Source organism: Pseudarthrobacter oxydans, from assembly GCF_013314975.1.
Taxonomy (GTDB): domain Bacteria; phylum Actinomycetota; class Actinomycetes; order Actinomycetales; family Micrococcaceae; genus Arthrobacter; species Arthrobacter oxydans.
In genome coordinates this window covers 1-24,445 of record NZ_JABTYH010000036.1, presented here as the reverse complement: position 1 = coordinate 24,445, position 24,445 = coordinate 1, and the positions used below count along the sequence as shown (strand labels likewise).

At 61.4% G+C, this 24,445-nt stretch carries 19 protein-coding genes; 11 read left to right on the top strand and 8 right to left on the bottom strand.

Features of this window, described 5'->3' with window-relative positions:
- Positions 1-200 precede the first annotated feature (200 nt).
- From HTS88_RS18655 to HTS88_RS18645, 3 genes are read left to right on the top strand one after another with little or no spacing between them, the layout of a single operon-like run.
- Entirely contained in the window at positions 201-593 is a 393-nt protein-coding gene (locus tag HTS88_RS18655; protein ID WP_321202375.1) for a MobC family plasmid mobilization relaxosome protein, read from the top strand.
- Between the two features lie 3 nt (positions 594-596).
- Positions 597-2,234: a relaxase/mobilization nuclease domain-containing protein gene (locus HTS88_RS18650; protein ID WP_174181042.1), complete on the top strand. Its 1,638-nt coding sequence runs from the start codon at positions 597-599 to the stop codon at positions 2,232-2,234.
- A 30-nt stretch (positions 2,235-2,264) separates the two neighbouring features.
- On the top strand, positions 2,265-3,497 hold the full coding sequence (locus HTS88_RS18645; protein ID WP_174181033.1) for a hypothetical protein: 1,233 nt from the start codon (positions 2,265-2,267) through the stop codon (positions 3,495-3,497).
- Between the two features lie 49 nt (positions 3,498-3,546).
- Here the strand turns inward: HTS88_RS18645 and HTS88_RS18640 are convergent, their stop codons facing one another.
- The gene (locus HTS88_RS18640; RefSeq protein WP_238340963.1) at positions 3,547-4,224 is read right to left on the bottom strand and encodes a helicase associated domain-containing protein; all 678 of its coding nucleotides are present in this window, start codon (positions 4,222-4,224) and stop codon (positions 3,547-3,549) included.
- A gap of 113 nt (positions 4,225-4,337) precedes the next feature.
- Between HTS88_RS18640 and HTS88_RS18635 the strand changes: the two genes are divergently transcribed.
- The gene (locus tag HTS88_RS18635; RefSeq protein WP_174181031.1) at positions 4,338-5,513 is read left to right on the top strand and encodes an ATP-binding protein; all 1,176 of its coding nucleotides are present in this window, start codon (positions 4,338-4,340) and stop codon (positions 5,511-5,513) included.
- A gap of 23 nt (positions 5,514-5,536) precedes the next feature.
- On the opposite strand, the gene HTS88_RS18630 is transcribed toward HTS88_RS18635, so the two are convergent.
- Both HTS88_RS18630 and ald read right to left on the bottom strand, forming a co-directional pair.
- Positions 5,537-6,004: a hypothetical protein gene (locus tag HTS88_RS18630; RefSeq protein WP_174181030.1), complete on the bottom strand. Its 468-nt coding sequence runs from the start codon at positions 6,002-6,004 to the stop codon at positions 5,537-5,539.
- 1,918 nt (positions 6,005-7,922) lie between these two features.
- Entirely contained in the window at positions 7,923-9,041 is a 1,119-nt protein-coding gene (gene ald, locus HTS88_RS18625) for an alanine dehydrogenase (protein ID WP_174181028.1), read from the bottom strand.
- Positions 9,042-9,221: 180 nt separating this feature from the next.
- On the opposite strand from ald, the gene ehuB reads away from it, so the two are divergent.
- The 4 genes from ehuB to ehuA are packed head-to-tail and all read left to right on the top strand — an operon-like array spanning position 9,222 to position 12,294.
- Positions 9,222-10,115: an ectoine/hydroxyectoine ABC transporter substrate-binding protein EhuB gene (gene ehuB / locus HTS88_RS18620; protein WP_174181019.1), complete on the top strand. Its 894-nt coding sequence runs from the start codon at positions 9,222-9,224 to the stop codon at positions 10,113-10,115.
- Between the two features lie 28 nt (positions 10,116-10,143).
- The gene (gene ehuC, locus HTS88_RS18615; protein ID WP_174181018.1) at positions 10,144-10,842 is read left to right on the top strand and encodes an ectoine/hydroxyectoine ABC transporter permease subunit EhuC; all 699 of its coding nucleotides are present in this window, start codon (positions 10,144-10,146) and stop codon (positions 10,840-10,842) included.
- Positions 10,839-11,495 carry an ectoine/hydroxyectoine ABC transporter permease subunit EhuD gene (ehuD, locus tag HTS88_RS18610; RefSeq protein WP_174181016.1) on the top strand — a complete coding sequence of 219 codons (657 nt, stop codon included), beginning with the start codon at positions 10,839-10,841 and terminating at the stop codon, positions 11,493-11,495. The genes ehuC and ehuD overlap by 4 nt, the downstream gene beginning before the upstream one ends.
- Positions 11,479-12,294 (top strand): ectoine/hydroxyectoine ABC transporter ATP-binding protein EhuA, encoded by an 816-nt coding sequence (gene ehuA / locus HTS88_RS18605; protein ID WP_217432732.1) that lies wholly within the window; start codon positions 11,479-11,481, stop codon positions 12,292-12,294. The genes ehuD and ehuA overlap by 17 nt, the downstream gene beginning before the upstream one ends.
- A gap of 1 nt (position 12,295) precedes the next feature.
- On the opposite strand, the gene HTS88_RS18600 is transcribed toward ehuA, so the two are convergent.
- Complete coding sequence (locus HTS88_RS18600) at positions 12,296-12,751, bottom strand: RidA family protein (protein WP_174181014.1); 456 nt, start codon at positions 12,749-12,751, stop codon at positions 12,296-12,298.
- Positions 12,752-12,795: 44 nt separating this feature from the next.
- Here HTS88_RS18600 and HTS88_RS18595 point away from each other — a divergent pair, with 44 nt between their 5' ends.
- Entirely contained in the window at positions 12,796-13,563 is a 768-nt protein-coding gene (locus HTS88_RS18595) for a maleate cis-trans isomerase family protein (protein ID WP_174181011.1), read from the top strand.
- A gap of 74 nt (positions 13,564-13,637) precedes the next feature.
- Here HTS88_RS18595 and HTS88_RS18590 read toward each other — a convergent pair whose 3' ends face one another.
- Positions 13,638-14,369, bottom strand: coding sequence for a maleate cis-trans isomerase family protein (locus tag HTS88_RS18590; protein ID WP_174181009.1), 732 nt, complete (start codon positions 14,367-14,369; stop codon positions 13,638-13,640).
- A 241-nt stretch (positions 14,370-14,610) separates the two neighbouring features.
- On the opposite strand from HTS88_RS18590, the gene HTS88_RS18585 reads away from it, so the two are divergent.
- Both HTS88_RS18585 and HTS88_RS18580 read left to right on the top strand, forming a co-directional pair.
- Positions 14,611-15,264, top strand: coding sequence for a GntR family transcriptional regulator (locus HTS88_RS18585; RefSeq protein ID WP_174181007.1), 654 nt, complete (start codon positions 14,611-14,613; stop codon positions 15,262-15,264).
- Positions 15,265-16,089: 825 nt separating this feature from the next.
- Complete coding sequence (locus tag HTS88_RS18580; protein ID WP_174181005.1) at positions 16,090-17,490, top strand: MFS transporter; 1,401 nt, start codon at positions 16,090-16,092, stop codon at positions 17,488-17,490.
- 737 nt (positions 17,491-18,227) lie between these two features.
- Here the strand turns inward: HTS88_RS18580 and HTS88_RS18575 are convergent.
- From HTS88_RS18575 to HTS88_RS18565, 3 genes are all read right to left on the bottom strand, one after another.
- Positions 18,228-19,646 (bottom strand): amidase, encoded by a 1,419-nt coding sequence (locus tag HTS88_RS18575; protein WP_174181003.1) that lies wholly within the window; start codon positions 19,644-19,646, stop codon positions 18,228-18,230.
- A gap of 200 nt (positions 19,647-19,846) precedes the next feature.
- Complete coding sequence (locus HTS88_RS18570) at positions 19,847-21,337, bottom strand: NAD-dependent succinate-semialdehyde dehydrogenase (RefSeq protein ID WP_174181001.1); 1,491 nt, start codon at positions 21,335-21,337, stop codon at positions 19,847-19,849.
- Positions 21,334-24,414 (bottom strand): FAD-binding and (Fe-S)-binding domain-containing protein, encoded by a 3,081-nt coding sequence (locus HTS88_RS18565; protein WP_174180999.1) that lies wholly within the window; start codon positions 24,412-24,414, stop codon positions 21,334-21,336. Before HTS88_RS18565 ends, HTS88_RS18570 begins: the two co-directional genes overlap by 4 nt.
- Positions 24,415-24,445 lie beyond the last annotated feature (31 nt).

The window sequence follows — 24,445 nt, the reverse complement described above, 5'->3', positions numbered from 1 at the left end:
CTACTCGGCGCCGGCGTGCGGCCCCGAGGACATCGCACGGCGAGCCGCGAAAATCAGTCCGGCGGAGCAAGCTATACATTTACACGGGTGTAAATGGCGTGTCGCTCACGGCCCTGTGGTTGTTTGCTTGGCACACTGGCTTGTGTGGTCCCCGGTTTCGGGGTCGCTGCGCTGGGCCGTTGGGGGGATTGGGGGAGTGCGTGTCTGAAGAGAATGAGAAGCCACGCTCCCCGCTGTCCAGGCGGCGCCGTGCGAATGCTCCGGCAGGGACGAAGAAGCGCCGCGATGTCTGGGTGACTGCGGAGGAGGAGGCGGCCCTGATCGCGAAGGCTGCCCGTCAGAAGGTCACGGTCCCGAACCTGCTGCTGACCGCTGCGTTGTCGGAAGGCTCGGAGATGCCGACGGAGCGCAGGGCGGCGATGGCCGAACTGATGGCAATCCATACGTTGCTCGCGCGGGTGTCGAACAACGTGAACCAGATCGCCCGGCACGCGAACGCCGGCGATGAGTTCCCCCAGGACGCGAAGGCAGCACTGGCGTATGTGCGCGAGGTTGCGATGCGGATCGACCGGACGATCGAGGAGCTGATGTAGGGCATGATTCCGAACATCACCCGCGGCTCCCGGATGTCAGGGCTCATGCTCTATCTGGCGTCCACGGACACGGATAAGACGAAGAACGCGCACACCGACCCGCACCTGGTGGCCGGGGACGCGGCGATCATGGCCTGGTACGACGACGGCGTCCTGGACAGGGACGACGCGGTCGCGATCGCGAATCATTTGGACCAGCCCCGCAAGGCCTTCGGCGTCGAGGTCTTGCAGAAGGATTTCCGCTGGGACCCGGCCAAAAAAGAACGCGTACCGAACGGGCACAAGCACGCCGATGTGTGGCATTGTTCCCTGAGCCTCCGCGCCGAAGAAGGTGCCCTGACGGACCAGCAGTGGGGCGACATCGCGAACGACTTCGTCGACACCATGGGGTTCACCGAGGCCAGCGGAAAAGCGCAGTGCCGATGGGTCGCGATCAACCACGGCACCAGTGAGAACGGCAACCACCACATCCACATCGCCGTGTCCCTCGTCCGCGAAGACGGCACCAAAGCCTCCACCCACGGGGACTACAAACGCGCACAACAGACCTGCCGTGAACTGGAGACCAAGTACGGCCTCGAAGAACTCTCCAGTGTGCACGCCACCCGCGGCTACGACCGGGCCGAGAAGGCCACCGCCGTCCGGGACGAACGCGAAATGCACCGCGCCTCCCTAGCCAGGAAGGTGCGCGCCTGCGCCAGCGCCTCCGCTACAGAAGCGGAGTTCGTCCGCCGCGCCCGGGACACCGGAATACTGGTCCGGCCGCGCTACGCGAAGAACACCACCGACGTCATCGTTGGCTACTCCGTTGCGGAACGCCCCAAGCCGGGGGAGCGGCCTATTTGGTTCGGTGGCGGAACGCTCGCGTCGGACCTGAAGCTCGGTGCGTTGCGTGAGGACTGGATGGACTCCCCGCACCTGGCGACCGAGGCCGCGGCGGAATGGAACGCCGCCGCGCGCAACAAGCGCAAGGTCTCCAGGACCGGCCCCGAGAATGCAACCCCGTCAGCAGATGTGTGGGTGGAATACACCCGCAACGCCACAGCGCTGGCCGACCAGCTACGCATTATTCCGCGTGACGATCACGCAACCTGGGCCAAAGCAGCGCGTGAAGTGTCCGGTGCCTTCGCGGCATGGTCATGCCGGCTTGAGGCCACGCCAGGGCCGCTGGCGGCCACAGCTGCCGAACTGTCCCGCACAGCCCAACTGCGGGCACCCCGGCAGCACGGCAAACCCGTCACCCTGCCCTCCATTGCCGGCACCGCCATGTTATTCATGGCAGCGTCGAGCAAGGACAAAACAGCCGCGCAAACAGCACTCATGGTGCAGCTGATCAACACCGCCTTCGCGGTGTACGAAATGCACGCCCAGTCCGGCCGTACCCGCGAAGCTCAACGCATCCGATCAGTGGTCGAAAACCAGCTCGCCCCGTTCACTGCGACGATGCCCAAGGCCGTCCTTGTAGGAGCAGAACGGCAGCCGGCCGAAGCGGCTGCGGTGCCGCCGAGGGCTGTTGATATTGCCCGCCGCGGCATGGCCCCGATCCGTCCCGGTTCGGTGGTTCCCACGACACCAACACCCGGAACACCAGCGAAAACCTATCAGCCCAGCCGCAATACCGGGCCGGGACTCGACCGATAAGAATCACACCACTAGTGCAAGGGGAACACCATGAGTGAATCAGACGGCATCGACGACTTTTTCGACAACGGAATGCGGCAATCCCTGATGATCGCCTCACGCATCGCAGAGACGCTGGCCCGCCGCCGGCAGGAATCCCGGCGGCAGCAGGAACACCTGGACTCCCAGGCTGCACACGAAGCCCAGACCCGCCTTAGTGCTGAAAGGAGTTCAGCCCTCGCCGTCCTCGCACCCGTACAGAAGGATGAGTGGTGGGACAAGGCCCAGCCGGTCGACATCGCCACGGCACACGCCGTCGCTGAAGGCTGGAAAGACCACGACCCTGCCGCCCTTGAAGCCTCCGCGAAGATCCGCGAAGAAGTCCTCGCCCGGTACGGTATCGACACCCACGACGTCGGCACGGACACCGCCTACCTTGAATCGGGAATCGCGACTATCGCAACCGGGAAGGCCCGGCTGGACGAGCTGGCACGCAGCCAGGAAGAAGCACGGAAAGCCGCTGCCGAACATGAGAAGGCAATGCAGCTGATCGCGGCTGCGCAGGCAGAAGAACTTCGAGCCCAGGCGACGAAGCTGGCACCCGAAATGGAGCGCCACCAGGTACCCGTCGAGTACCTGGCAAACCCCGAACTGGCACAGGCCCTTCAGCGCGCCCACAACGCGAAAACACCAAAAGCTGCTGCGGCGGCAGATTCTGAGATCAAAGAACGGCTGTTCCTTATTGGCAAGGATGGCATCAGCGGCCCCGACATTGAGCAGCTGCGCAAAGAAACCACCGCGAACCTCAGCGGTGCCGGCGACATGCACTTCCGGGACCCCGTGTTCGTGAAAGCAGCCAAGGAGATGCACGAAGCCAAGCTCCTGGCCGAAGGCGGCTTCATAGGCTCTCCATCTGCATCAATGGAGCAGCGGTATGAACGGGCCGAAAAGGAACTCTTCGCCCGTCTTGAAGGCGTCGGCCGCGAAATAGAAGAGCGCGTCACAGGGAACGACAGCAGCCAACTTAAAGATCAGGCACTCAAAACAGAAACCGCATCAGCTACCGGCTATGGCTCAGCCGAACACCACGCAAAGTTCGCGGAGTCCCTGGAGGACACCGGCGCCAGCGAAGCCCAGATCCGCGGGCGGCTCACTGCGGCACGCAGTGAAGGTACCCATCCCAGCGCAGCAGTCACCATGGGCAAAGGCGCAGCCAAGGCCAGGAAGAGCCGTGCGGGGGCAGCCGTGGGAGCCGAAAGGTCCAAGGGCGGACCCAGCCGATAAAACAGGAAGGCAGGCGAGGCGGGGCCTCAGCGCCTCCGTTTCGCATGGTCTACCTGTCGCCAGGGCTTTGCGGTGTTCGTCGTGGTCGCCGGCCACGCGGCCGGCCCTCGCGCCAACCTGGCAGGACCTCATTCAGCAGAGACTCCTTCTCCGGGGCCAGCTTTCCTTGGTTGTAGTTGATCCGCTGGGCGTGCAGCCACACGCCCAGGACGCGTTCGTCCGCATCCGGGGTCTTCTGATGACGCGGCCACTCGCCGCCGGCATCCCGGACTTCCTTCACCTGCTGCAAGCGCTTCTGCCACCTGGCCTCGTCCTCGGCCTTCCGCTTCGACGCCAGGCCCCAACCGGGAATCACATCCAGCCTGTCCCGGACAGCGGGGGAGAGGGTACCCGCCTGCGCTTCCCGGCGCCGGAGGTACAGCCACCTGCCCAGCGTCGCCTCATGGGGTGATTTCGCATGGGCCGATGGCAGCCTGCCGCAGGTGCCGTAGAAGTCGACAACGTCTTGCATCATCGTCAAAAATGCAGTGGACGGTCCCTCAGACCTCGGCAGCGCAGCCGCATGCTCGGTTTCGAGCTCCGGTTCGAGCTTCTTCGCGACCTGCAGGTGATAGCGCACGGTGGTGGCGGGAGCTGAGTCCAGCGCCGCGATCCTCGAAGGAGGGATACCCCTCCGGTACATCTCCACCCATTCCTCGTGCGGGGCCGTGCGCCGTACCTTTCCCATAGCTACCGACGATATCCTCATCATCCAAGCCTTCGTCAGTTGAGACCCTAACCAATAATAAGCCGTAATAACAGATGACGTTATAAGTCCCTATATCTTGCTATTGTTGGTGTATGGATCCTGCTCTCAACCCGTTCAACCCAGGTTCTGGCGTCCAGCCACCGGCTCTTGTGGGACGCGGTGCCGAAATTGATGCTTTTGATCTGTTGGTCGCCCGCGCCAAGTCAAACACAGTGGGGGACAGGGGAATGGTCCTGTCGGGCCTCCGGGGAGTCGGCAAGACAGTATTACTCAACGTCTTCGCCAACCATGCTCGCCGTAACGACTGGCTCGTGATCCAAATTGAGGCCCAGCCGGGGGAAGCCGGCAAGATTGCCACACGCGCAAAGCTCGCCCGCGAACTCGAAGTAGGTGCCCGCAGGCTCCGTGGCAAGCCCGCCTGGAGCTTCATGCAGGACGCCATGACCAGTATCGGCAACATCTCGGCCAGCCTGGGAGCAACGGGCGTATCTGCCTCAGTCACGACAAAACAAGGACGCGCGGACTCCGGCCATCTGGACATCGATATCGAGGAGCTCGTCGAAGATGTATCCCAGGCGATGAGGAAATCCAGAGCAGGATTTGGCCTGTTCATCGACGAGATGCAGGACCTGGACGAGGAACTTTTGACCGTGCTGTTATCTGTCCAGCACACCGCCGGGCAGCGCGGGTGGCCCTTCTACATCATCGGTGCCGGCCTGCCCAACCTCCCCGGCAAAATATCCGAAGCCAGAACGTACGGCGAGAGGCTCTTCCTCTACAGGACCATTGGCCAGGTCAACGAAGCGGCCGCTTCGGAAGCGCTGACCCTGCCTATCACCAGGCTCGGTGCCTCGCTGGCGCCGGACGCACTGACTTTGCTGCTGTCCGCCGCGAACGGTTACCCGTTCTTCCTTCAGGTCTACGGGCGTTCGGCCTGGGAAGCTGCTTCAGACAAAGTCATCAGTGCCGAGGATGCCAATATCGCCGTCCGATACGGCACGAGCGACCTGGACCACGGATTTTTCGAGGCACGATGGCAGCGCGCCACCAACGCCGAACGACAATATCTGAAAGCCATGGCAGAGGACGGGGACGTACCGTCGTCGACAGGAAAAATCGCCGAACGCCTCGGCAAATCAACTAACAAACTCGCCGTCATCCGTGCCCGCCTCATCGCTAAGGGCGTCATCTACGCACCCGAATACGGTTCCATCCAGTTCACGGTCCCCGGGATGGCCGCCTTCATCGCTCGCCAGACAGAGGAATGACAGGCAGCCCGCACGGGGAGGGGTCAATCTAAAAAGGCTCCGGGGCGCATCCGCTCCACATCGAGCTCCAAAGCCAACTTCTCCTCCATGGTCAGGGGCCGCACCGCCTTTTCGAACAGTGACAGGCCAGCGGCCCAGTCATCCCATCGGCCGTCGCTCATAACGACACCGGTTCTCTCACCGAGTGCACGCACGGCGGCAGCTATCAGTATGGCTGTGACAACCTGGTCGTACGGCTGGTTCCCCGTCTTGCAGAACTCGGCCATCCCTGGAAACCTGGGTGCAGCGTTACCTCGAAGGTGAAACGTCTCGCAGGACTCGCCAGCACCGTCACAGCCGTTCAACCTGATGCCCTCAGGTTCAGACATGATGGGCTGGCCCTGGCCGTTGGGACCACAAATACTCACCCCGGAGGCGGCCACAATTCTCACGGCATCAGCGATCACTTCGGCACTGGCCCTCAACCCGGGAAAGTAGTGGCTATAGCCCATGTTGCTCCTCGTGTTCGTTCCAGGGCCCGTAGGCCCCAGTGCATAGCCCCCAATATCCAATTTTCCGGCACACAGACACTCTGGCCCGCAAGACAGGGTGGATGCTAGCTTCATAAACCTTTCCAAGGGGGAAGAATTCGTCATGGCTGACGTAAGCGCCAACCAGTCGAAGTTGCTGGTCGTTGTTCCGAGCAGGATTCACCGGGGTGACGTCGGTTGGCATGTGGCCAGATCGGGCTATCGGGCAACGCATCTGTCAGATTGACTTCTTAGGCTCTTGGTGAGAGGTGTACCGAAGGGTGCCAGCTGACTCTAACCTGACGGTATTTGAGTGACCGTCTGGCGTCAGGTTTGGGTGTGCCCTAACTGGAGAGGAGACTGCACGCGAGTCAGGTTTTTGGGCAAGACCACTCCGCCTACCCACGATGCCGCGTTCCCCACAACTTCGATCAGGCTGATCCTACAGCGTCATTAAAAGGCTCCAATAGTTCGAATTGATGTGCACGCGTACCAGTAACCAGACTCGGGTATTTGGCACCATGAGCTCTGGCTGAGGGCGCCAATTCAAACACAAGAGTCCAGAGAGTTTTTCTTCCGTGCAGTAGTGGCATGGTCTCGCCTTGCTCTAGATAGCGAAACGGCGCTGGGTCCCCGTCCGGCCTCCACCAACCACTCAGCGGTGCCAGGTCACCGGTTGTCGCAGTGGAGCACACGTCCTGGTGCTGTTGCACTTGATGTTCATTAGTTGGCGTCATGGTCCTTGATGTTCCTAAACATGAGCTCACTTATTTAAAGGTCCGTGATAGTCCCAAGACCCCATACCCCTGGTTTTAGTGATCCTAGGGGGACCTATTGGCGCTAGGCATGCACCAACAGGGTCTTTCCCTCGAGCACGATTCCGAGGCTAGCTGCGCAGAAGTTTCCCAAACGAGTCCCTTCTCAATGCCGCTAACCAAGCCGCAGTGCGCAGAGCTGAAACCATGAACTGCGGTCGTTTTTTCTCAACCGACAGCGGGGGTCCCTGCTGCTGCACCCTTTGTCCACGCAACCTGCACCTCGGCTAGGTCAAGTAACCGGCGCCCCCCATTCAGATCGTCCATGATCCAGAACATCCCATGGTCCGGTGCTATATCCGTCACCCGCCCGCGGTGCACGAGCGCCCCTCTGCGAGTCGCGGCGATCTCATCTCCAGGCGATAGATCAACGCAGGAGTTGACCGGAACTTCTTCCGTTTCTCGCACCAGTTTCTCCTTTGGCATGTATTCATTGACTAAGGACGGTGAAAGACACCGTCCTGTAGGGACAGATGCTTCTTTACGCCAGATATTCCCGTAGCGGGACGCATCGTGGTGTAAGGGATTGCAGACCCAGCGCATTGATCCCAATCGACAGCCAACAGCTGTTCCGTGTGTGGCTCAGGCGGGAATAATAACCACAGCGACACGGGCCTTCCCGGGAGCTCGCTGATCCGGGAATCAGGCCAGCATTCTTTAAACCCTTGATGATTCCTGTGGTTGGCCACTCTCTTGTCATCAACGCCGGCGTCCTGCTACAGCACTCTGAGCGTCCACTGCCGATGGCCGGTTCCGCTGGCGCCAAAGTCAGATGGTATCGAGGGAAGTTCCCCTGGACGGAAGATCATGGCGCGTTATCTGGGATTGCTGCTGATTGCTCATAACCAGTTTCCAGTTACTAGGCCCACCGTTGGCTGATGGCATGATGCTCCCCTCAGTGATGAAGTATGGGTTTTCAACGTCATTGAACGGCGCCCACCATCCGTTGGCCGGGCAGTGGTCACCGGTCCGCGCGCTGTGAGACATTCGAACGTTACGCATCAGGGGGGCCGTCAGTTGGGTTCGCTTTTTCATATTCTTTCCTATGATCTTTGCCTGTTAGCGAGTTTGCGGGGTAGTGGGGGCTAGGCCGGAACCAGTTCGCGCCAGTCCTTCACGAGGGGCAGGTTGTGTGCCCCGGACACCGATCGGTGGGCAACGTGGCCTGCGGCGATGTTCAGGCCCGCAGCGAGGGCGGGGTCGCGATCGAACGCTGCTTTGACGCCTAGGTTGGCGAGGGCCACGGCGTAGCGCAGGGTGACATTGGTGAGGGCGTATGTTGAGGTGTTGGGCACGGCACCGGGCATGTTGGCCACGCAGTAGAAGATGGTGTTGTGCACCTTATACGTGGGCTCCTGGTGCGTGGTGGGCCGGGTGTCCTCGAAGCAGCCGCCCTGATCCACGGCGATATCCACCAAAACCGAGCCCGGCTTCATGCGGGCCACCAGGTCGTTTGTGACGAGCTTCGGGGCCTTTGCACCGGGGATCAGGACTGAGCCGATCACCAGGTCAGCATCCACCACGGACTTTTCGATCTCGTAGGAGTTCGATGCCACCGTCTTGAGCCGGCCCTGGTACTGGGCATCCAGTTCCCGGAGGCGGTGGATGTTGATGTCCATGATGGTGACGTCCGCCCCCAGGCCCAGGGCCATGGCCGCTGCATTGGTGCCTGCAACACCCGCGCCGAGGACAACCACCTTGGCGGGCCGGACGCCGGGAACGCCGCCCAGCAGGACGCCCTTTCCGCCGGCGGGGGCCATGAGTGAGGAGGCGCCTACCTGGACGGAGAGCCGGCCAGCCACCTCGGACATGGGGGCCAGGAGTGGCAGGCTGCGGCCCTCCTGGACAGTTTCGTAAGCGATGGCGGTGACGCCGGAGTTGATGAGCTCGCGGGTGAGTTCAGACTCGGCCGCGAGGTGCAGGTAGGTGAAGAGGACCAGGCCCTTGCGGAACCGGTGGTACTCGGCCTTGATGGGTTCCTTGACCTTCATCACCATGTCCGCGCGGGCCCAGACGTCGTCTGCCTCGTTAACGATCTCGGCACCGGCAATGGAGTATTCCTCATCCGTGATGCCCGAACCGAGTCCCGCCCCGCGCTCCACCAGGACCGTGTGTCCATGGGTGCGGAACTCGTGGACGCCGGCAGCGGTGATGGCCACCCGGAACTCGTTGTTCTTAATTTCTGCGGGAACACCAATGATCATTTCGTAACTCCAATCCAAAGTCTGCTTAGGGCCCGAGCCTGTCCCTTTGACGGCTCCTCGATGCAGAATCGTACATTCGTATTGTTGACAATGCTACATGATTATCTTAGGTTGTGTAACACAGCTCACAGGGCGCTTGTCCTGATTTAGTGCCGGCGAGGCCGGGCGAATGGAGAAGAAATGAGAAGCAACATCACACGGCGGAACCTCCTTCGAGGTGCTGGCACAGCCGCTCTCGGAGTGACGGTAGCTGGTTGGATAACCAGCTGCTCCAGTGTTCCCGCTGGTAACCCGGCAACGGGTGCGACGAGCAACCTGCTGGAAACTGCAAAGGCGCAGGGATTCATCCGAGTAGGCATCGCCAATGAGCCGCCTTATACGCAGGTCAGCCCGGACGGTCAGGTCACAGGATGCGAACCCGACGTCTTGAGGGCAGTCTGTAAGCGCTTGGGAATCGATGAGGTTCAGGGCATCATCACACCGTATGAGTCCATGATCCCCGGACTGAATGCCAACCGCTGGGACGTGATCGCAGCCGGCCTGTTCATGAAGCAGTCACGATGCTCGCAGATTCTTTACTCCGAGCCAGTCATTGTTTCTACCGAATCCTTCGCCACGCCCAAGGGCAATCCGAAAAGCATCCTAACGGTGGCCGACATCATTGCAGATCCCGCTTTGCGTATCGCCGTTCTCCCCGGTGGATTTGAAGAAGGAGTGCTCAAGGCGGCTAATGTTCCTGCCAACCAGCAGCTTAAGGTCAATGACGGTCGAAGCGGCCTCGAAGCGCTGAAGGCAAACCGCGCGGACGCTTTCATGCTGCCCACCCTGTCGCTGAAGTCTCTGGCAGAGAGCGACAATAGCTTCGACATCACAGCACCGGTTGAAGACGCGCCACGCACTGGCTCGGGAGCAGCTTTCCGCCAGGGAGACACGTCCTTCCATGAGGCGTACAACAAGGAGCTTGCGGCGTTCAAGGCCACGCCGGAATTCAGCGAGATCCTCACCAAATGGGGCTTCGATTCAACCGTCGTCGAAGGCGTAACTGCCGAGGAACTATGCAAGACCGAAGGCTGAACACCCCTAAACAGGGAGGTGGCACAGGATGAATGCCGTTATCGAATATGCGCCCCTGCTGTGGCAGGGCCTGCTGACTACCTTGACGGTGACGGTGCTTGGGGGTGCACTGTGCTTGGTAGTAGCCTTCGCCGCAGGTCTGGCCCGTCTGTCCCGGCACCGAATCCTCCGGTGGCCTGCCGGCGTCTTCATCGAGGTGTTCCGCGGAACGTCCCTGCTGGTGCAGATGTTTTGGTTGTTTTTCGCACTGCCGTTTTTCGGAATTCAGCTCCACCCGCTGACAGCTGCAGTCCTGGCACTAGGCCTCAACGAGGGGGCCTATGCCGCCGAAGTGGTCCGCGGTGCCATCGCCAGCCGAGCCAAGGGGCAGACAGAAGCCTGCATCGCCCTGGGCATGGAACCCGCGTTAAGGCTTCGCAGAATCATCATCCCGCAGTCCATCCCCGCCATGCTCCCACCGTTTGGCAATGTAATGGTGGACCTGTTGAAGAACACGTCGCTCGTTTCACTGGTCACGGTAGCGGATCTGACCTTTAGCGCCCAGATGATTCGAAGCACGACTGGGCAGACGACTGCAATCTTCACCACAATCCTGGTGATGTACTTTGTTTTGTCCTACCTGCTGACTCTGCTCACAGCTTGGCTGGAGAAGCGTTTCGCGCTTGACCGCAAAGCCCTGACTCTGCAGAGAAAGGAAAACATTCTCATGAAGGTGGGTGCAGCATGATTTGGGATAATGCGTTTGCGATATCAATACTCCCGATCCTGTTGCAGGGGCTGTGGACCACGGTCCATATAACTGTCGTGGGAACTCTGCTCGCAGCCGGGCTCGGTCTTGTCTTCGCTGTTCTCCGACGGCTTGCCATTCCCGTGCTGTCAAAGGTCATTGCCTTCCTGGTCGTGTTTGTCCGCGGTACTCCGCTGTTGGTGCAGGCCTACGTTGCCTTCTTCGTGCTCCCTTCCTATGGCATAAGCTTCGATGCACTCACAACCGGCATCGTGGTGATCGGCGTGAACTACAGCGCCTATATGGCCGAGGTCTACCGCAGCGGCATCCAAGGTGTCTCCAAGGGGCAGTGGGAAGCGGCGACAGCATTAAGCCTTCCCGGGACCCGCACCTGGGGCCGAATTGTCCTGCCGCAGGCAATCCGCACCGTCGTCCCGATGCTTGGCAACTACCTCATCCAGATGTTCAAGGATTCAGCAGTCCTATCCGCAATTACAGTGGTTGAACTTATGGCCACCGCCCAGGCAATTGGAAGCTCCAACTTCCGTTATCTGGAGCCACTCACCCTCGCAGCTCTGCTGTTCCTGGCAGTAAGCTACCCAGCCTCCCGGCTCGTCAATAGATTGGAGCGGCGCTATGCGCCCCAGCACTGAACCCCAACCCCGGACTTCGGGCGTTGCTCTGCCTCCGGATCCCATCATTCGGTTCGAAAACGTCAGCAAGAACTGGGGAACGAACCATGTCCTGAAATCACTCAACTTCGATGTCGCACCCGGAGAGAAAGTGTCCATCATCGGCCCTTCCGGTTCGGGAAAAACCACCATCCTTCGTATCTTGATGACACTCGAAACCCCCAGCGAAGGAAAAGTGACTGTGGATGGGGACACCCTCTGGGACGTCAGCCTCGGCCAAAAAGTCAGGGAAACCAGACAATTGCGCGAGACCCGCAAGAAAATTGGCATGGTCTTCCAGCAGTTCAACCTGTTCCCGCATATGACTGCAATGGAAAACATCATCGAAGCACCTATCCACGTTCTCGGCATGAACAAAGCCGAGGCACGCGAACGCGCTGCGGAGCTGCTAAACCTGGTGGGCCTGGGCAAGCACATGAACCACACCCCACCGCAGATGTCCGGCGGCCAGCAGCAACGCGTAGCCATTGCCCGGGCATTGGCGATGCGGCCCAAAGTACTGCTCTTTGACGAGCCCACATCAGCGCTGGACCCCGAACTCATCGGTGAAGTCCTGAACGTGATCCGGAACCTGGCCCACACCACGGACATGACCATGCTTATGGTCACGCATGAAATGCGCTTCGCGGAGGAAATCTCTGATCGGGTTGTGATGTTCGATAACGGCGCCGCCGTGGAGAGCGGTCCGCCGGCCCAGATCTTCAAGGACCCACAGCAGGAGCGGACCCGGAGCTTCCTCCGGGCGGTACTGCAGCACTGAGTCAGCCGTCGCGGCGGCTGGCAATCAACGATATCTCTACGGGTGCGCCGTCGGGAAGGCTGGCCACACCGACAGCTGCCCGGACGGGACGACCTCGCTCTCCGAAGTAGGAAACCAATACCTCAGACGCCCCGTTCATCACCAGCGGATGATCGGTGAAGTTGCTGCCGGCCGACACATAGCCGGTCATGGAGACAATTTCCCCAACCCGGTCCAGCCCCCCGGTATGAGCGGCAAGCGACGCCAGGCAGTTCAGCACCGCCGTGGCGGCCGCGCGCTGCCCTTGCTCAACGGTGAGCTCCTCGCCGATGCGACCGCTGTATTCCAGATGGTTTTGTACAGCCGAGGTGTGGCCGGCTGTGTAGAGTACGCCCCCCAACTCGCGCACGGGCACGTAGTTTCCGGCCGGAATTGGGGTGGGAGGCAGCGGAAGGGGTGTGTTCTGTTTTTTATCCATAAGCAGATATTGTAGACAATAGAACAAACGTGAGAAAGTGGTGTATGACACTCGAACCCAACTCAACTTTGGCGCCCGTTGCCGACCCTCCGGGCCCGCAGGCCTGGCACGACATCGGCGTCGTATGCCCCTTTGACATGGCGCTCGACCATGAACTGTGGCGCTGGATGCCAGAGGGGGTGAACCTCGTTTTTACCCGCACCCCGTACTACGATGAGCCCGTAGGCTTGGACATGGCAGAAGAAATCAGCGACCTGGCTGAAATTCAGGACGCGGTCCGCAGCGTGATGGCTATAAGCCCGGCTGTAGTTACTTACGCCTGCACCTCCGGAAGCTTCGTCCACGGGGTGGAGGGCGCCCGCAACCTTTCCAGCGCCATTGTCGCCGCCGGCGCCCCCGCGGCAATCACCACGTCCGAAGGCCTACTAATGGCTCTGGGTGCATTGGGCGTATCAAAGGTGGCTGTGGCTACGCCCTACCTTGCGGAGCTCACCACTCGCCTCTCATCCTTTCTCGAACAAGGCGGGAAGTCCGTAGTCTCGCAAAAGGGGCTGGGGCTGGACCGGAATATATGGAAGGTCCCATACGCCGCCACCTGCGACCTGATCCGCAAGGCGGATGCACCGGATGCCGAGGCTATTTTTGTCAGCTGCACAAACTTGCCCACCTACGACGTCATCGCATACATGGAGCGGGAACTTGGAAAGCCCGTGATCACCGCTAACCAGGTCACGGCGTGGAGCGCGCTGCGGCTGCTGGGCCGTGACGCCGTCGGGCCAGACCAGGCCCTCCTGGCCGCGGCCAGAGAATAATCCTGTATCCGCCCTAGCAAAGAAGGCCTCCGGACCGTTGAACTGACGGTCAGGAGGCCTTCTGCTTGCCGGAATCAACTGCTGCGGAACAGTCTGCCCAATTGGTCGGAGTGCACAGACCGGCCAGCGAGCTGCAGTCCATACCAAGCAGTCACTTGATTGGCAGTCAGAACGGTCTTTCCAAGGACTGACTCCAGCTCGTTGAGCCAGCGAACGGTATGAAGGGCTGTGTCCGGGATCAGGACCGCTTCGGCGTCAGGGGCGTTCGCGCTCCGGGCGAGCTCGATCACTCCGTCATGGTCAAGCTCGCCGGCGTCCTCGCCGGAGGCGATGTCATGAGAGGCAAGGTCCAGGACCTGGATGTCCTGATGACCGAGAAGCTCTACGAAGTGGCGGGAAACGTCGTCGGGATAGGTCGCCGAAATGGAGACCCTGGAGATGCCCATGTGCTTCAATGCCGCCGCAAAGGCCAGCGAAGTGGAGGACGTCGGAACATTGATGACGTCCTGAATCGTGCGCACCTGCTGATGTGCGCCCTCCCAGCCGAAAACGAAGCTGCCAGAGGTGCATGCCCACATAACAGCATCGGGAGTGTACTTGCGCGAGATCTCACTGGCGCCCTCCAGCAGCCGTTCAGGCTTGCCAAGGTCCAGCAGGGCCTGCACCTCATGGGTGGTAATTTCATCGGGTCCGCCCACAGAGGTATGGACCACAGGAAGACGGACGTCCTTACCGAGGACCGATTCAAGGTAGGGATATTCATCTTCGGCGCTGTGACCCGGGTAAAGCATTCCAACGGTTGTCATGTGTCTCCTCGTAGCGCATCAGGGGCAGAAGGTGTGTCCATCACTGCACGAATAGCATACGTTCGATTGTCTACAATCGGAAGATGTTGCGCTATGGTATGAACCAAGCGCCCCTTACTTCGCTGCATGCGGAGTAAAATGTTAAATTGTCAACTATAAGACATGGGTACGCATAGCGAATCTACTGATGACTCTAGCCAGAAGACTGGTGGAGTTCACTGCAGCAAGGATGGAGAGCCGAATGAAAAGGGGAGCCCTGGACCCGGTCGTACAGGAGTCCACGCCGGCCATTATTGCCCGCCGGATCCGTGATGCAATTGCCCGTGGCGATTTCGCTCCCGGCATTCAACTTGGCGAAGCGGAGCTCGCCAAAGAACTGGGAGTCAGCCGGGGCCCCCTGCGGGAGGCCATGCAGCGCCTCACGCAGGAAGGACTGCTGGTCAGCCACCGGAACAGGGGTCTCTTCGTCGTTACCATGGATGAGGACGATTTCCGGGATGTGTACTTGGCCCGGACCGCGGTTGAGGCCGCCGCCATCAGCCGCGTGGCCAGCACGAACCCCGAGGGCAATGCGGCCAAGCTAATGGAAGCCGTGCACGCAATGGAGGACACAGCGGATTCCCCCAACAGCGAAGCCATGACCGAAGCGGACATGAGCTTCCATGCCCTCCTGGTTGAACTTGCCGGCAGTCCCCGCCTCAAGAGGATGCACGACACTCTCCTGACTGAGACACGGATGTGCCTTAATGCCCTGAAAAGTACCTACCGTACGGCGGATCGGCGCATCGCTGAGCATAAGGGCATCGCGGAGGCCATCTCCCGGGGGGATGCAGACCTTGCCGAAAAGCTCATGGCGGAACACATGGACGACGCGCTGATGCGGCTGATCCCCTAGAGTCGTTCTCCCGGCTTCCCGACGTTTCCCTGAAAGAACCCGCCGCCTCTTGGACTGAGCAAAGATCTGGGGTCTGTGCTTTTTATTCGCACCGGCGTTAGACGTTTGGCAGGCACACCTTCTGGGGCCAATACTGCAGCAGTGAGTGGGTTCGACTGTTGTTTGCCGGACAGCTGTTCGATGAGCCCGGCGGCGGTTACGTCAGGCAGTTTGCTGTTGCGGTTACTGGAGACACTGTAAAGGAATGTTCATGGTTTCTGCCTGCGGAGCGGGCAAGGCCTGAGGCTTTCAGCAGAGCTCGGAAGGGGAAGCCAGCCTTGAAAGCGACCAGGGCCCGTGCCTTCACCGTGGCTTTGTGCCCTCTAGCCCGTAATGTCCAAGCCGCAGCCCCTTCCGCCCACAATGGTCCTGTCTCCCGATGCAGACGTTACAGCTCGGGGCTCCTCAGGGTGGCGGGCGGCGCGCTTCTTGGATCTGCCTCTTGGTTGGTCCGCAACACGTCCCCGTCGCCCAGCGAACGAATACTCGGATCCCTCGTCATGAACAGGGCGAGGATAAGCCGGCTTCGCCGGCGATATCCGGGGCAAGTTGCCCGGCGAGAACCGTCATAACCAGTGCGAGCTTGAGCTCGAGTGAGTACGACAAACTTGTCCGCTTGCTCGCACTGGCCTCGCTACCGTCCTCATCCGCGCCCTTTTGAAAATACGCCGCGTTTCCGTTGCACCGTCGCGACCGCGAATACGTCCTCGAAGTCTCCTATTGTCAACAATGGGACATTACGGGTAGTGTGATGAGCGATACATTTGCTCTCTATCGAGGATTGTCATGTCTAACGCACAACCACACGGCGCCGGCACCGGCGCCGGCGCGGGGTTCACAGGTCCAGACGAAACGTCCCGGGAAGGCAAGAAGGTACTTCACCGGGCCATCGGGGCCTCAGCTATGGGCAACGCCACCGAATGGTTTGATTACGGCGTCTATGCAGTAGCAGCAACCTACATAACTGCCAATTTTTTCCCGGGCGAAGGCGCTATGGGAACAGTATGGACGCTGGCCACCTTCGCACTGTCGTTCCTGGTACGTCCCCTTGGCGGGCTGTTCTGGGGACCCTTGGGAGACCGAATCGGGCGTAAGCGGGTCCTGGCGCTGACCATCATCCTGATGGCAGGTTCAACGTTCGCGATCGGACTTCTGCCGACTCATTCGATGGCTGGCTGGGTGGCCCCGGCGCTGTTGATTTTGTTGCGCATGCTCCAAGGCTTTTCCACCGGCGGTGAATACGGCGGCGCTGCTACATTTATGGCCGAATACGCACCGGACAAGAAGCGCGGCTTCTACGGAAGCTTCCTCGAGTTCGGCACTTTGGGCGGTTTCGCCCTCGGCTCTCTTATTGTCCTGCTCTGCAGCCTCATCCTGGGCAACGACGCCATGACCGAATGGGGCTGGCGGCTGCCGTTCCTTATTGCAGGCCCAATGGGAATCATCGGCATGTACCTGAGGAACAAGCTTGAAGACACTCCAGTCTTCCGTGAACTAGAGGCCAGCGGTGAGCTGGAACCGGCCACCAGCACTGCCCTGAAAGACCTGATCCGCAACTACTGGCGTCCAATGCTGATCATGGCCGGCCTTGTCATTCCGCTGAACTTGGTCAACTACACCCTGCTCACGTATATGCCGACCTACCTTGAGGGAACGGTGGGTATGGATGCCAATACTGTGCTGACCCTGATGTTTGTCGGTCAGTTCGCCATGATGCTTATGATCCCCCTGGCCGGTGCCCGCTCAGACAAGATCGGGCGTAAGCCGATGTGGTTCTTCTCGCTGACAGGACTGTTCGTCCTAGCCATCCCCATGTACATGATCATGGCAAAGGGCTTCTGGTTTGCGATGCTTGGCTTCGCCGTCCTGGGCCTGTTGTATCTTCCGCAGCTGGCCACCATCTCGGCCACCTTCCCGGCAATGTTCCCCACCCAGGTGCGCTACGCCGGCTTCGCCATCACCTACAACGTCAGCACGGCCCTCTTTGGTGGAACTGCCCCCATGGTGAACGAACTCCTGATCAATGCCACAGGGAACGTTCTGATGCCAGCGTTCTACATGATGGCCGCCTGCCTGGTTGGCCTCGTGGCCGTCTGGAAGATGCCGGAGACCGCCGGAGCATCTTTGCGGAACATGAAAATTCCCGGGATCAAGAAGGTGCACATCCCGCGCCGGCTGGAAGGGTAGTCCACCTGACGATCGGGCAGGCTTTTAGAAAGCCCCCGTTGTTCCTTAACCAGGAGCCAACGGGGGCTTTCGTCTGGGTGCCTGTACCTGCTGACAACTTCCGGGCTATGGGCCCAACCCGGGTGCTACGCCGGCTTCGCTCGTCCTGAAGCCGTCGAGGACATAACGCTGTCTTCCTGGTGGGCCTCGTCGCGGTCTGGAAGACGCCAAGGATCGCCGTAGCATCGCTGCGGAACATGAAAGCTCTCGCTCTCGGAAACATGAAGGGGAACCCACCCGCATCTGCTGGAAGGGTACCCACATCGCGATGGGCCGGACTGCAGAAAGCCCCCTTGATTCCTGAACGACGAGCCGGCGGTGGCATTTGTCCCTGTGCTGGAACCTGCTGAAAGCTACCTCCCCTGTATGCGCCACCGTGTATCGGCTCGGCCGTCACAACAGTTGGCGCGGCGCTCTTGGTGGAACGGGCCAGATGGCAATGGTCTCCTGATCATTGCCACAGGGAACGTCCTGAGGCCGCCGTACTATGTAGTGGCTGCCTGTCTGGGGGGCTTGTCGCCGTCGGGAAGGTGCCGGAGACCGTCTGAGACCATTGCCGTACATGCAAATTTCGCGCGATTACGAAGGCAACCTATCCCGCTTCGGCTGGAAGGGTAGTTCACGGCTTGATGATCGGACTGCAGAAAGCCCCCGTTGGTTCCTGAAGCAGGAACCAACGGGGGCTTTCGTGGGTGAGTTTACTTCGTGCTGTGAGCTCGGAGGCGTGCGGGGCGCTCCGTACCCCAAGGGGCTGCCTTCTCGTACGCTTGGGCGGCGCGGAGCACTTTGCGGTCGGCGTGGCGTGGGCCGACGATTTGCAGCCCCGCGGGCAATCCTGCTTCCGTGAAGCCGCAGGGGACGCTGATGGCGGGCTGCTGAGTCATATTGAACGGGTACGTGTACGGCGTCCAGCTGGTCCAGTTCGGAGAATGCCAGGCTTCAGGTGCATCCCTATCCCGGGGAAAGGCCGTTATGGGCAGTGTCGGGGTCAGCAGGAGATCGTAGGTCTCGTGAAACAAACCCATCTTCACTCCCAAATCCATCCGCACGGCGGTGGCGTCCAGGAAGTCCGAGGCAGTCAGATCGCCCTGTTCCTCAATGGAGCGGCGCAGCCCGGGATCCACCTTGGTGATGGCGTCCGGGCCGTAAGCCTCCAGGACCTTCGCCGCCCCGGCGAACCAAAGGACATGGAAGGCCTCAACGGGATCGTAAATACCCGGATCCACTTCCTCGATGATCGCGCCGGCGTTGGCCAGTACGTCAACTGCAGCCCTGACCAGCCGCTCGACTTCCGGATCGTTGGTGCCAAATCCCAACGTGGGTGAAAACGCGATCCGCATGCCCTTCACGCCGTCATTAAGGCCCTCAAGGAAGGACCTGGCAGGCGTGGGAAGGGCTGACCAGTCACGTGCATCAAAGCCCGTAATGACGTCAAGCAGCAATGCCGTGTCTTCCACGGTGCGGGTCATGGGGCCTGCATGTGCCAAGGTGCCAAACGGACTGGCCGGGAACATGGGAACGAGGCCATATGTCGGCTTGATGGCAACCGTCCCGGTGAACGCGGCCGGGATGCGGACAGAGCCCCCGCCATCAGTCCCGACGGACCAGGGGCCCATGCCCAGGCCAACGGCAGTGGCGCTGCCGCCGCTCGAGCCGCCCGATGTGAGGCCTGCCGCCCGGGGGTTCCCGGTGGATCCGTGCCGCAACGAATCGGTGACGCCTTTCCACGCGAACTCCGGGGTAGTGGTCTTGCCGATCAGCACGGCACCGGTCTCCCGCAGCCTGGCAACGCAAGGCGCATCCTGGTCCCACGCTGCGTCGGCGTTAATGAGGTTGGTACCGCGGAGCGTGGGCCGGCCGCGTGTGTAGAAGATGTCTTTGATGGAGGTCGGGACGCCGTCACCGGGTCCCAGGGGCTGGTCCTTGCGCCACCTCCCTTCCGATTCGCGTGCTTCCTGCAATGCCGTCTCGGCTTCAACCGAGACAAAAGCATTGACGTCCTTGTTGGCCGCTTCAATGGCATCAAGGGCAGCCTGGGTGGCATCCACAGGGGAGATCGTGCCCTCGCGGTAGCCCGCCAACAGCTCAGCCGCTGTCAGATCGGTCAGATCACTCATTTCGTTTCCTCCTGCTGGCCACTGCGTCTATGCGTAGTAGGTGCGTGGAACCAGAATCGACGTATTAACCCTCTCGCACCTTTCGACCCAAAGCTCCCTCACCTTTCCATTGTGAGGAGGAAAGGTGAGAGAGCCGTCAGGTGGGGCTGCGGATGAAGAGAGGGTTGGAATTTTTATTTGAAAGGTCTTAGAGGCTGCGGTCAGACGCGCGGGATGGCCATGTATTTGATCTCCAGGAACTCATCCAGGCCGACCTTGCCGCCTTCGCGGCCCAGGCCGGAGGCCTTAATACCGCCGAACGGAGCTGCCGGGTTGGACACGATACCGGTGTTCAGACCCACCATGCCCACCTCAAGTTCATCGCCGACGCGGAAGGCGCGGTCCAGGTCTTGGGTGAATACGTAGCTGGCAAGGCCCCACGGGGTGTCGTTGGCCAGCCGGACCACTTCCTCTTCCGTGTCGAAGGGGATGACCGGAGCCACCGGGCCGAAGATTTCTTCGCTCATCAGAGCCGCGTCGGAACTGACATCGGACAGTACTGTGGGGGAGTAGAAGTAGCCGTTGCCCTCGGGACGGGAACCGCCGCAGACCACGGTGGCGCCCTTGGAAACGGCATCATCGACCAGCTCCTGGACCTTGTTCAGCGCCTTCTCCTCAACCAGGGGTCCGACGTCCGTGCCTTCCACTGCGCCGTCGCCCACCTTCAGATCCCCCAGGCGCTTGGCGAGGCGGGCGGAGAAGTCGGCTGCAACGGAGCGCTGGACAAAGATCCGGTTGGCGGCGGTGCAAGCCTCACCCATGTTCCGCATCTTGGCAGCGAACGCACCTTCCACCGCGCGGTCCAGGTCGGCGTCTTCGAACACGATGAGGGGTGCGTTCCCGCCCAGCTCCATTGAGGAGCGCATGACGTTTTTGGCAGCCTGTTCCAGAAGACGAATGCCCACGCCGGTGGATCCGGTGAAGCTGACCTTGCGGGCAATGCCGCTTTCCATCCATGGTGTCACCACGTCAGAGGCCTTAGTGGTGGTTACCACGTTCAGCACGCCCTTGGGCAGGCCGGCCTCTATCAGAATGTCCGCCAGCGCCAGCGATGACAGCGGCGTGAGATTGGCCGGTTTGAAGACCATGGTGCAGCCCGCGGCGATTGCGGGGCCGATCTTTCGGGTGCCCATAGCCAACGGGAAGTTCCATGGCGTCACCAAGACGCAAGGTCCGACCGGTTCCTTCGAGACGAGGATACGGTTCTTGCCGTCGCCGGTGGTGGTCAGATCTCCGCCGATACGGACAGCTTCCTCTGAAAACCAGCGGAAGAACTCAGCGGCGTAGGCCACCTCGCCTTTGGCCTCAGCAAAGGGCTTGCCCATTTCCGTGGTCATGATTAAAGCAAGTTCGTCCTGGCGGGCCATGATCAGGTCGAAGGCACGGCGCAGGATCTCGCTGCGCTCCCGGGGCGGGGTTTTGGCCCACTGTTTCTGTGCACGTCCGGCGGTTTCAATGGCACGGCGTGCGTCTTCGGGGCCCCCGTCAGCGACACTGGCGATGACTTCCTCGGTGGCGGGATTGATGACATTGAACCGGGCACCGGAAGCTGCTTCGGCCCATTCTCCGTCAATGTAGAGGTTCGTGCTGACCTTGGCGACGGCGTCGAGCGCCTTTTGCGAGGTCCGGGAGGCGGCTGCCTGGATGCTCATGATGGATCCTTTTCTAGGTTGGAAGGGAGTGGCTGGTGGCTGTGCTCGGAGTTCACTGCCGATTTTTCGGCGGGGTCCAGTAGTTGGGCAAGGTGACGGCCCGGCCTGGAGTTATCAATCTGCTTTACCTGCATGGCGCAGGAGAATCCGTCCGTGAGGATCACGGTATTGGAGCCGGTCTGGCGCAAGGCCGGGGCCAGCGCCTGCTCTGCCACCAGCATGCTGACGTCGTAGTGCTCCTTTTCGAAGCCGAAGTTGCCGGCCACGCCGCAGCAGCCGGTGGCATCCACTACGCTGTCCACACCCACGGCTTTGAGTGCAGCGCGCTGAACGCCGGCTCCGAACACGGAGTATTCATGGCAGTGCGTTTGCAGCACCACTTGCTCCGGAAGGGGTTGGGTCGGCGCCGGTTTCCAACCTGCCTGGGCGAGCTCTTCGATGTGTGTCGCAAAGCTCCGCACCCGGGCAGCAACCCGGCGGGCCTGGTCCGTGTGGACCAGTTCGGGAAGGTCCTTGCGCAGCGCCGCCGCGCAGCTGGGTTCCACCACCACGATGGGCCGATCGGTCCCGTCATCCAATGCCACCGCTGCCTCGGCCATCAGCTTTTTGGCGGTGTCCAGCTGACCGGTGGATATCCAGGTCAGGCCGCAGCAGGCGTCAGCTGAGCATTCCACAGAACCTGCACCGGCCAGGACGCGAGCAGCGGAACCGGCCACCTCCGGACGGAACCCGCGGGTAAACGTGTCCACAAACAGCACAACACCGTTGACGGCCGGAGCAATGCCGCCGTTGGAGTTTGTTACTGGTCCGATGCCGGCAGCAGCTACTTCGCGGCGCCATTCGCCTGCTCCGGCGAAGCGTGGCATTGCCCGCCGGGTGGTGAGTCCGCCCAGGGCGGATGCGACCTTGGCCAGTGGGGTGGACATCACAGCGTTGACAAGTGGCGCGGTGCGGCCCGTGATCTTAAGCCACCGGGGAAGCCAGCCCAGTGAGAAGTGGGACATCGGGCGGAGTTTGCCCTTGTAGTAATGGGAGAAGAACTCGGACTTATAGGTGGCCATGTCAACGCCCGTGGGACAGTCGCTGGAGCAGGCCTTGCAGGACAAACATAGGTCAAGGGCCTCGCGGACCTCCTCGGACTTCCAACCTTCCTCCATGGTGCGGGCGCCGCGGACCATTTCCTGGAGCACCCGGGACCGGCCACGGGTGGAGTCCTTCTCATCCTTCGTGGCGCGGTAGCTGGGGCACATCACGCCGCCCGCGTCCGTGCGGCAGCGGCCTACGCCTATGCAGCTTTGAACCGCGTGGACCCACGGATCCGTCCCGCTGCCGGTAGAGGTTTCGGGCGTGTCGGTCTCGGTGGTCGAGCCGCCACCGGCTGTGATTGGGCGAAGGTCGAAGGTGGTGCGCCACTGCCGCTCGGGGATGCCTTGGAGCGCCAGGTTGGCGTCCATGGGGTCAGGTTCGGTGAGGGACCCGGGATTAAGGATTTGTGCCGGGTCCCAGGTGCGCCGGTATGTGGCGAAGGCTGCCAGCATACGCGGCGAGTACATCAGCGGAAGCAATTCCGAGCGTGCCCTGCCGTCGCCGTGCTCGCCGGAGAGCGAGCCGCCGTGGCGGACCACCAGTTGGGCAGCTTCCTTGGTGAAGCCGCGGAATACGGCGCGGCCGGCCTGCGTGCGCAGGTCGTAGGTGATGCGGATATGCATGCAACCGGCACCGAAGTGGCCGTACATAACGCCCGTCAGATCATGGCGGGCCAGGAGTTCGCGGAAGTCCGAAAGATAGTCCGCGAGGTTCTCAGGGGCGACCGCCGAGTCCTCCCACCCTGGCCAGGACTCACCACCCGTGGAGAGGCGAGCGGAGAGCCCGGCGCCGTCCTCGCGGACCCGCCACAGAGCCGCTCGTTCCTGGAGGTCCGGCACCATGCGCCCATCCACCAGGCGGCCGTTTTCCCTGAGCCGTGCCAACAACCGGTCAGCTTCTGCCCGGACCTGGCCCGGGTTCTCGCCGTCCAGGTCCACGTACAGCCAGGCCTTCCCTTCGGGCAAGCCCGTTACTGAGCCCTTGCCGCGGCGGAAACGCATAGTGTCCACAATCGCCTCGTCGATACCTTCGACGGCGGCCGGGGAAAACTCCAGAATAGTCATGATGTCACGGGCAGCGTCGACGACGTCCGCATAACCCAAACACACCAGCAGGGCGCTGGCTGGTTTTGGGACGAGCTTCATCCGCGCGCCCACAATGATGGCGCAGGTTCCCTCGGAACCTGCGAGGGCGCGAGCGATGTTGAACCCGTTTTCCGGGAGCAGGTTGGCCAGATGGTAGCCGGAGACTTGCCGCTGGATCCGTTCGAGTTCCAGGCGGAACTCGGACAAGTGGCTGTGGGCCAGTTGCTTAAAGGAGGCGGTCAATGCACCGGCACGTGCTGCCGAGGCATTGTCCTCAGGATCGGTTGCACGCAACCCCGTGGCGGTGGCGGTCAGGCGGGCGCCGTCGGAGGTGACGACGTCGATCTCCGCTACGTGGTCAGATATCCGGCCGTAGCGGACGGAGTGGTTGCCGCACGCATCATTGCCCAGAGAGCCGCCCACGGTGGCGCGGTTCTTGGAGGACGGGTCCGGGGCGAAGGTGTACCGGTTGCCCGTGGCCTTTTCCACCTCCCGGGAGAGGACGGCGAGCACCACCCCGGGGTCGACGCTTACGGTCCCGGTAGCTTCGTCGATCTCGTGGACAGCGTTCATGTGCCGGGAGAAGTCCAGTATCACGCCTGGTCCCATGGCGTTGCCGGCCATGGAGGTCCCGCCGCCGCGCCCAATTAGCGGCGTTGCGGTTTCACGGCAGGCAGCAACAACCGCGACGACGTCCTCAACCGTCCGTGGAAACACTACGGCAAGTGGTGCTACCCGGTAGTTGGAAGCGTCATAGGAGTATTCCGCGAGGCGGCGCGGCGAGCTGTCGGCGGCCACGCCTGCCGATGCCAGACGTGCTAGCACAGCAGGGGAACCGGCAACCGGTGCACCGGTCCGGCGGGTACCCGTTGCCGGTCCTGCGGGGGAGCGAACAGCATCAATCATGGCGGGGCTCAGGATCCAGTGGAAACGGTTA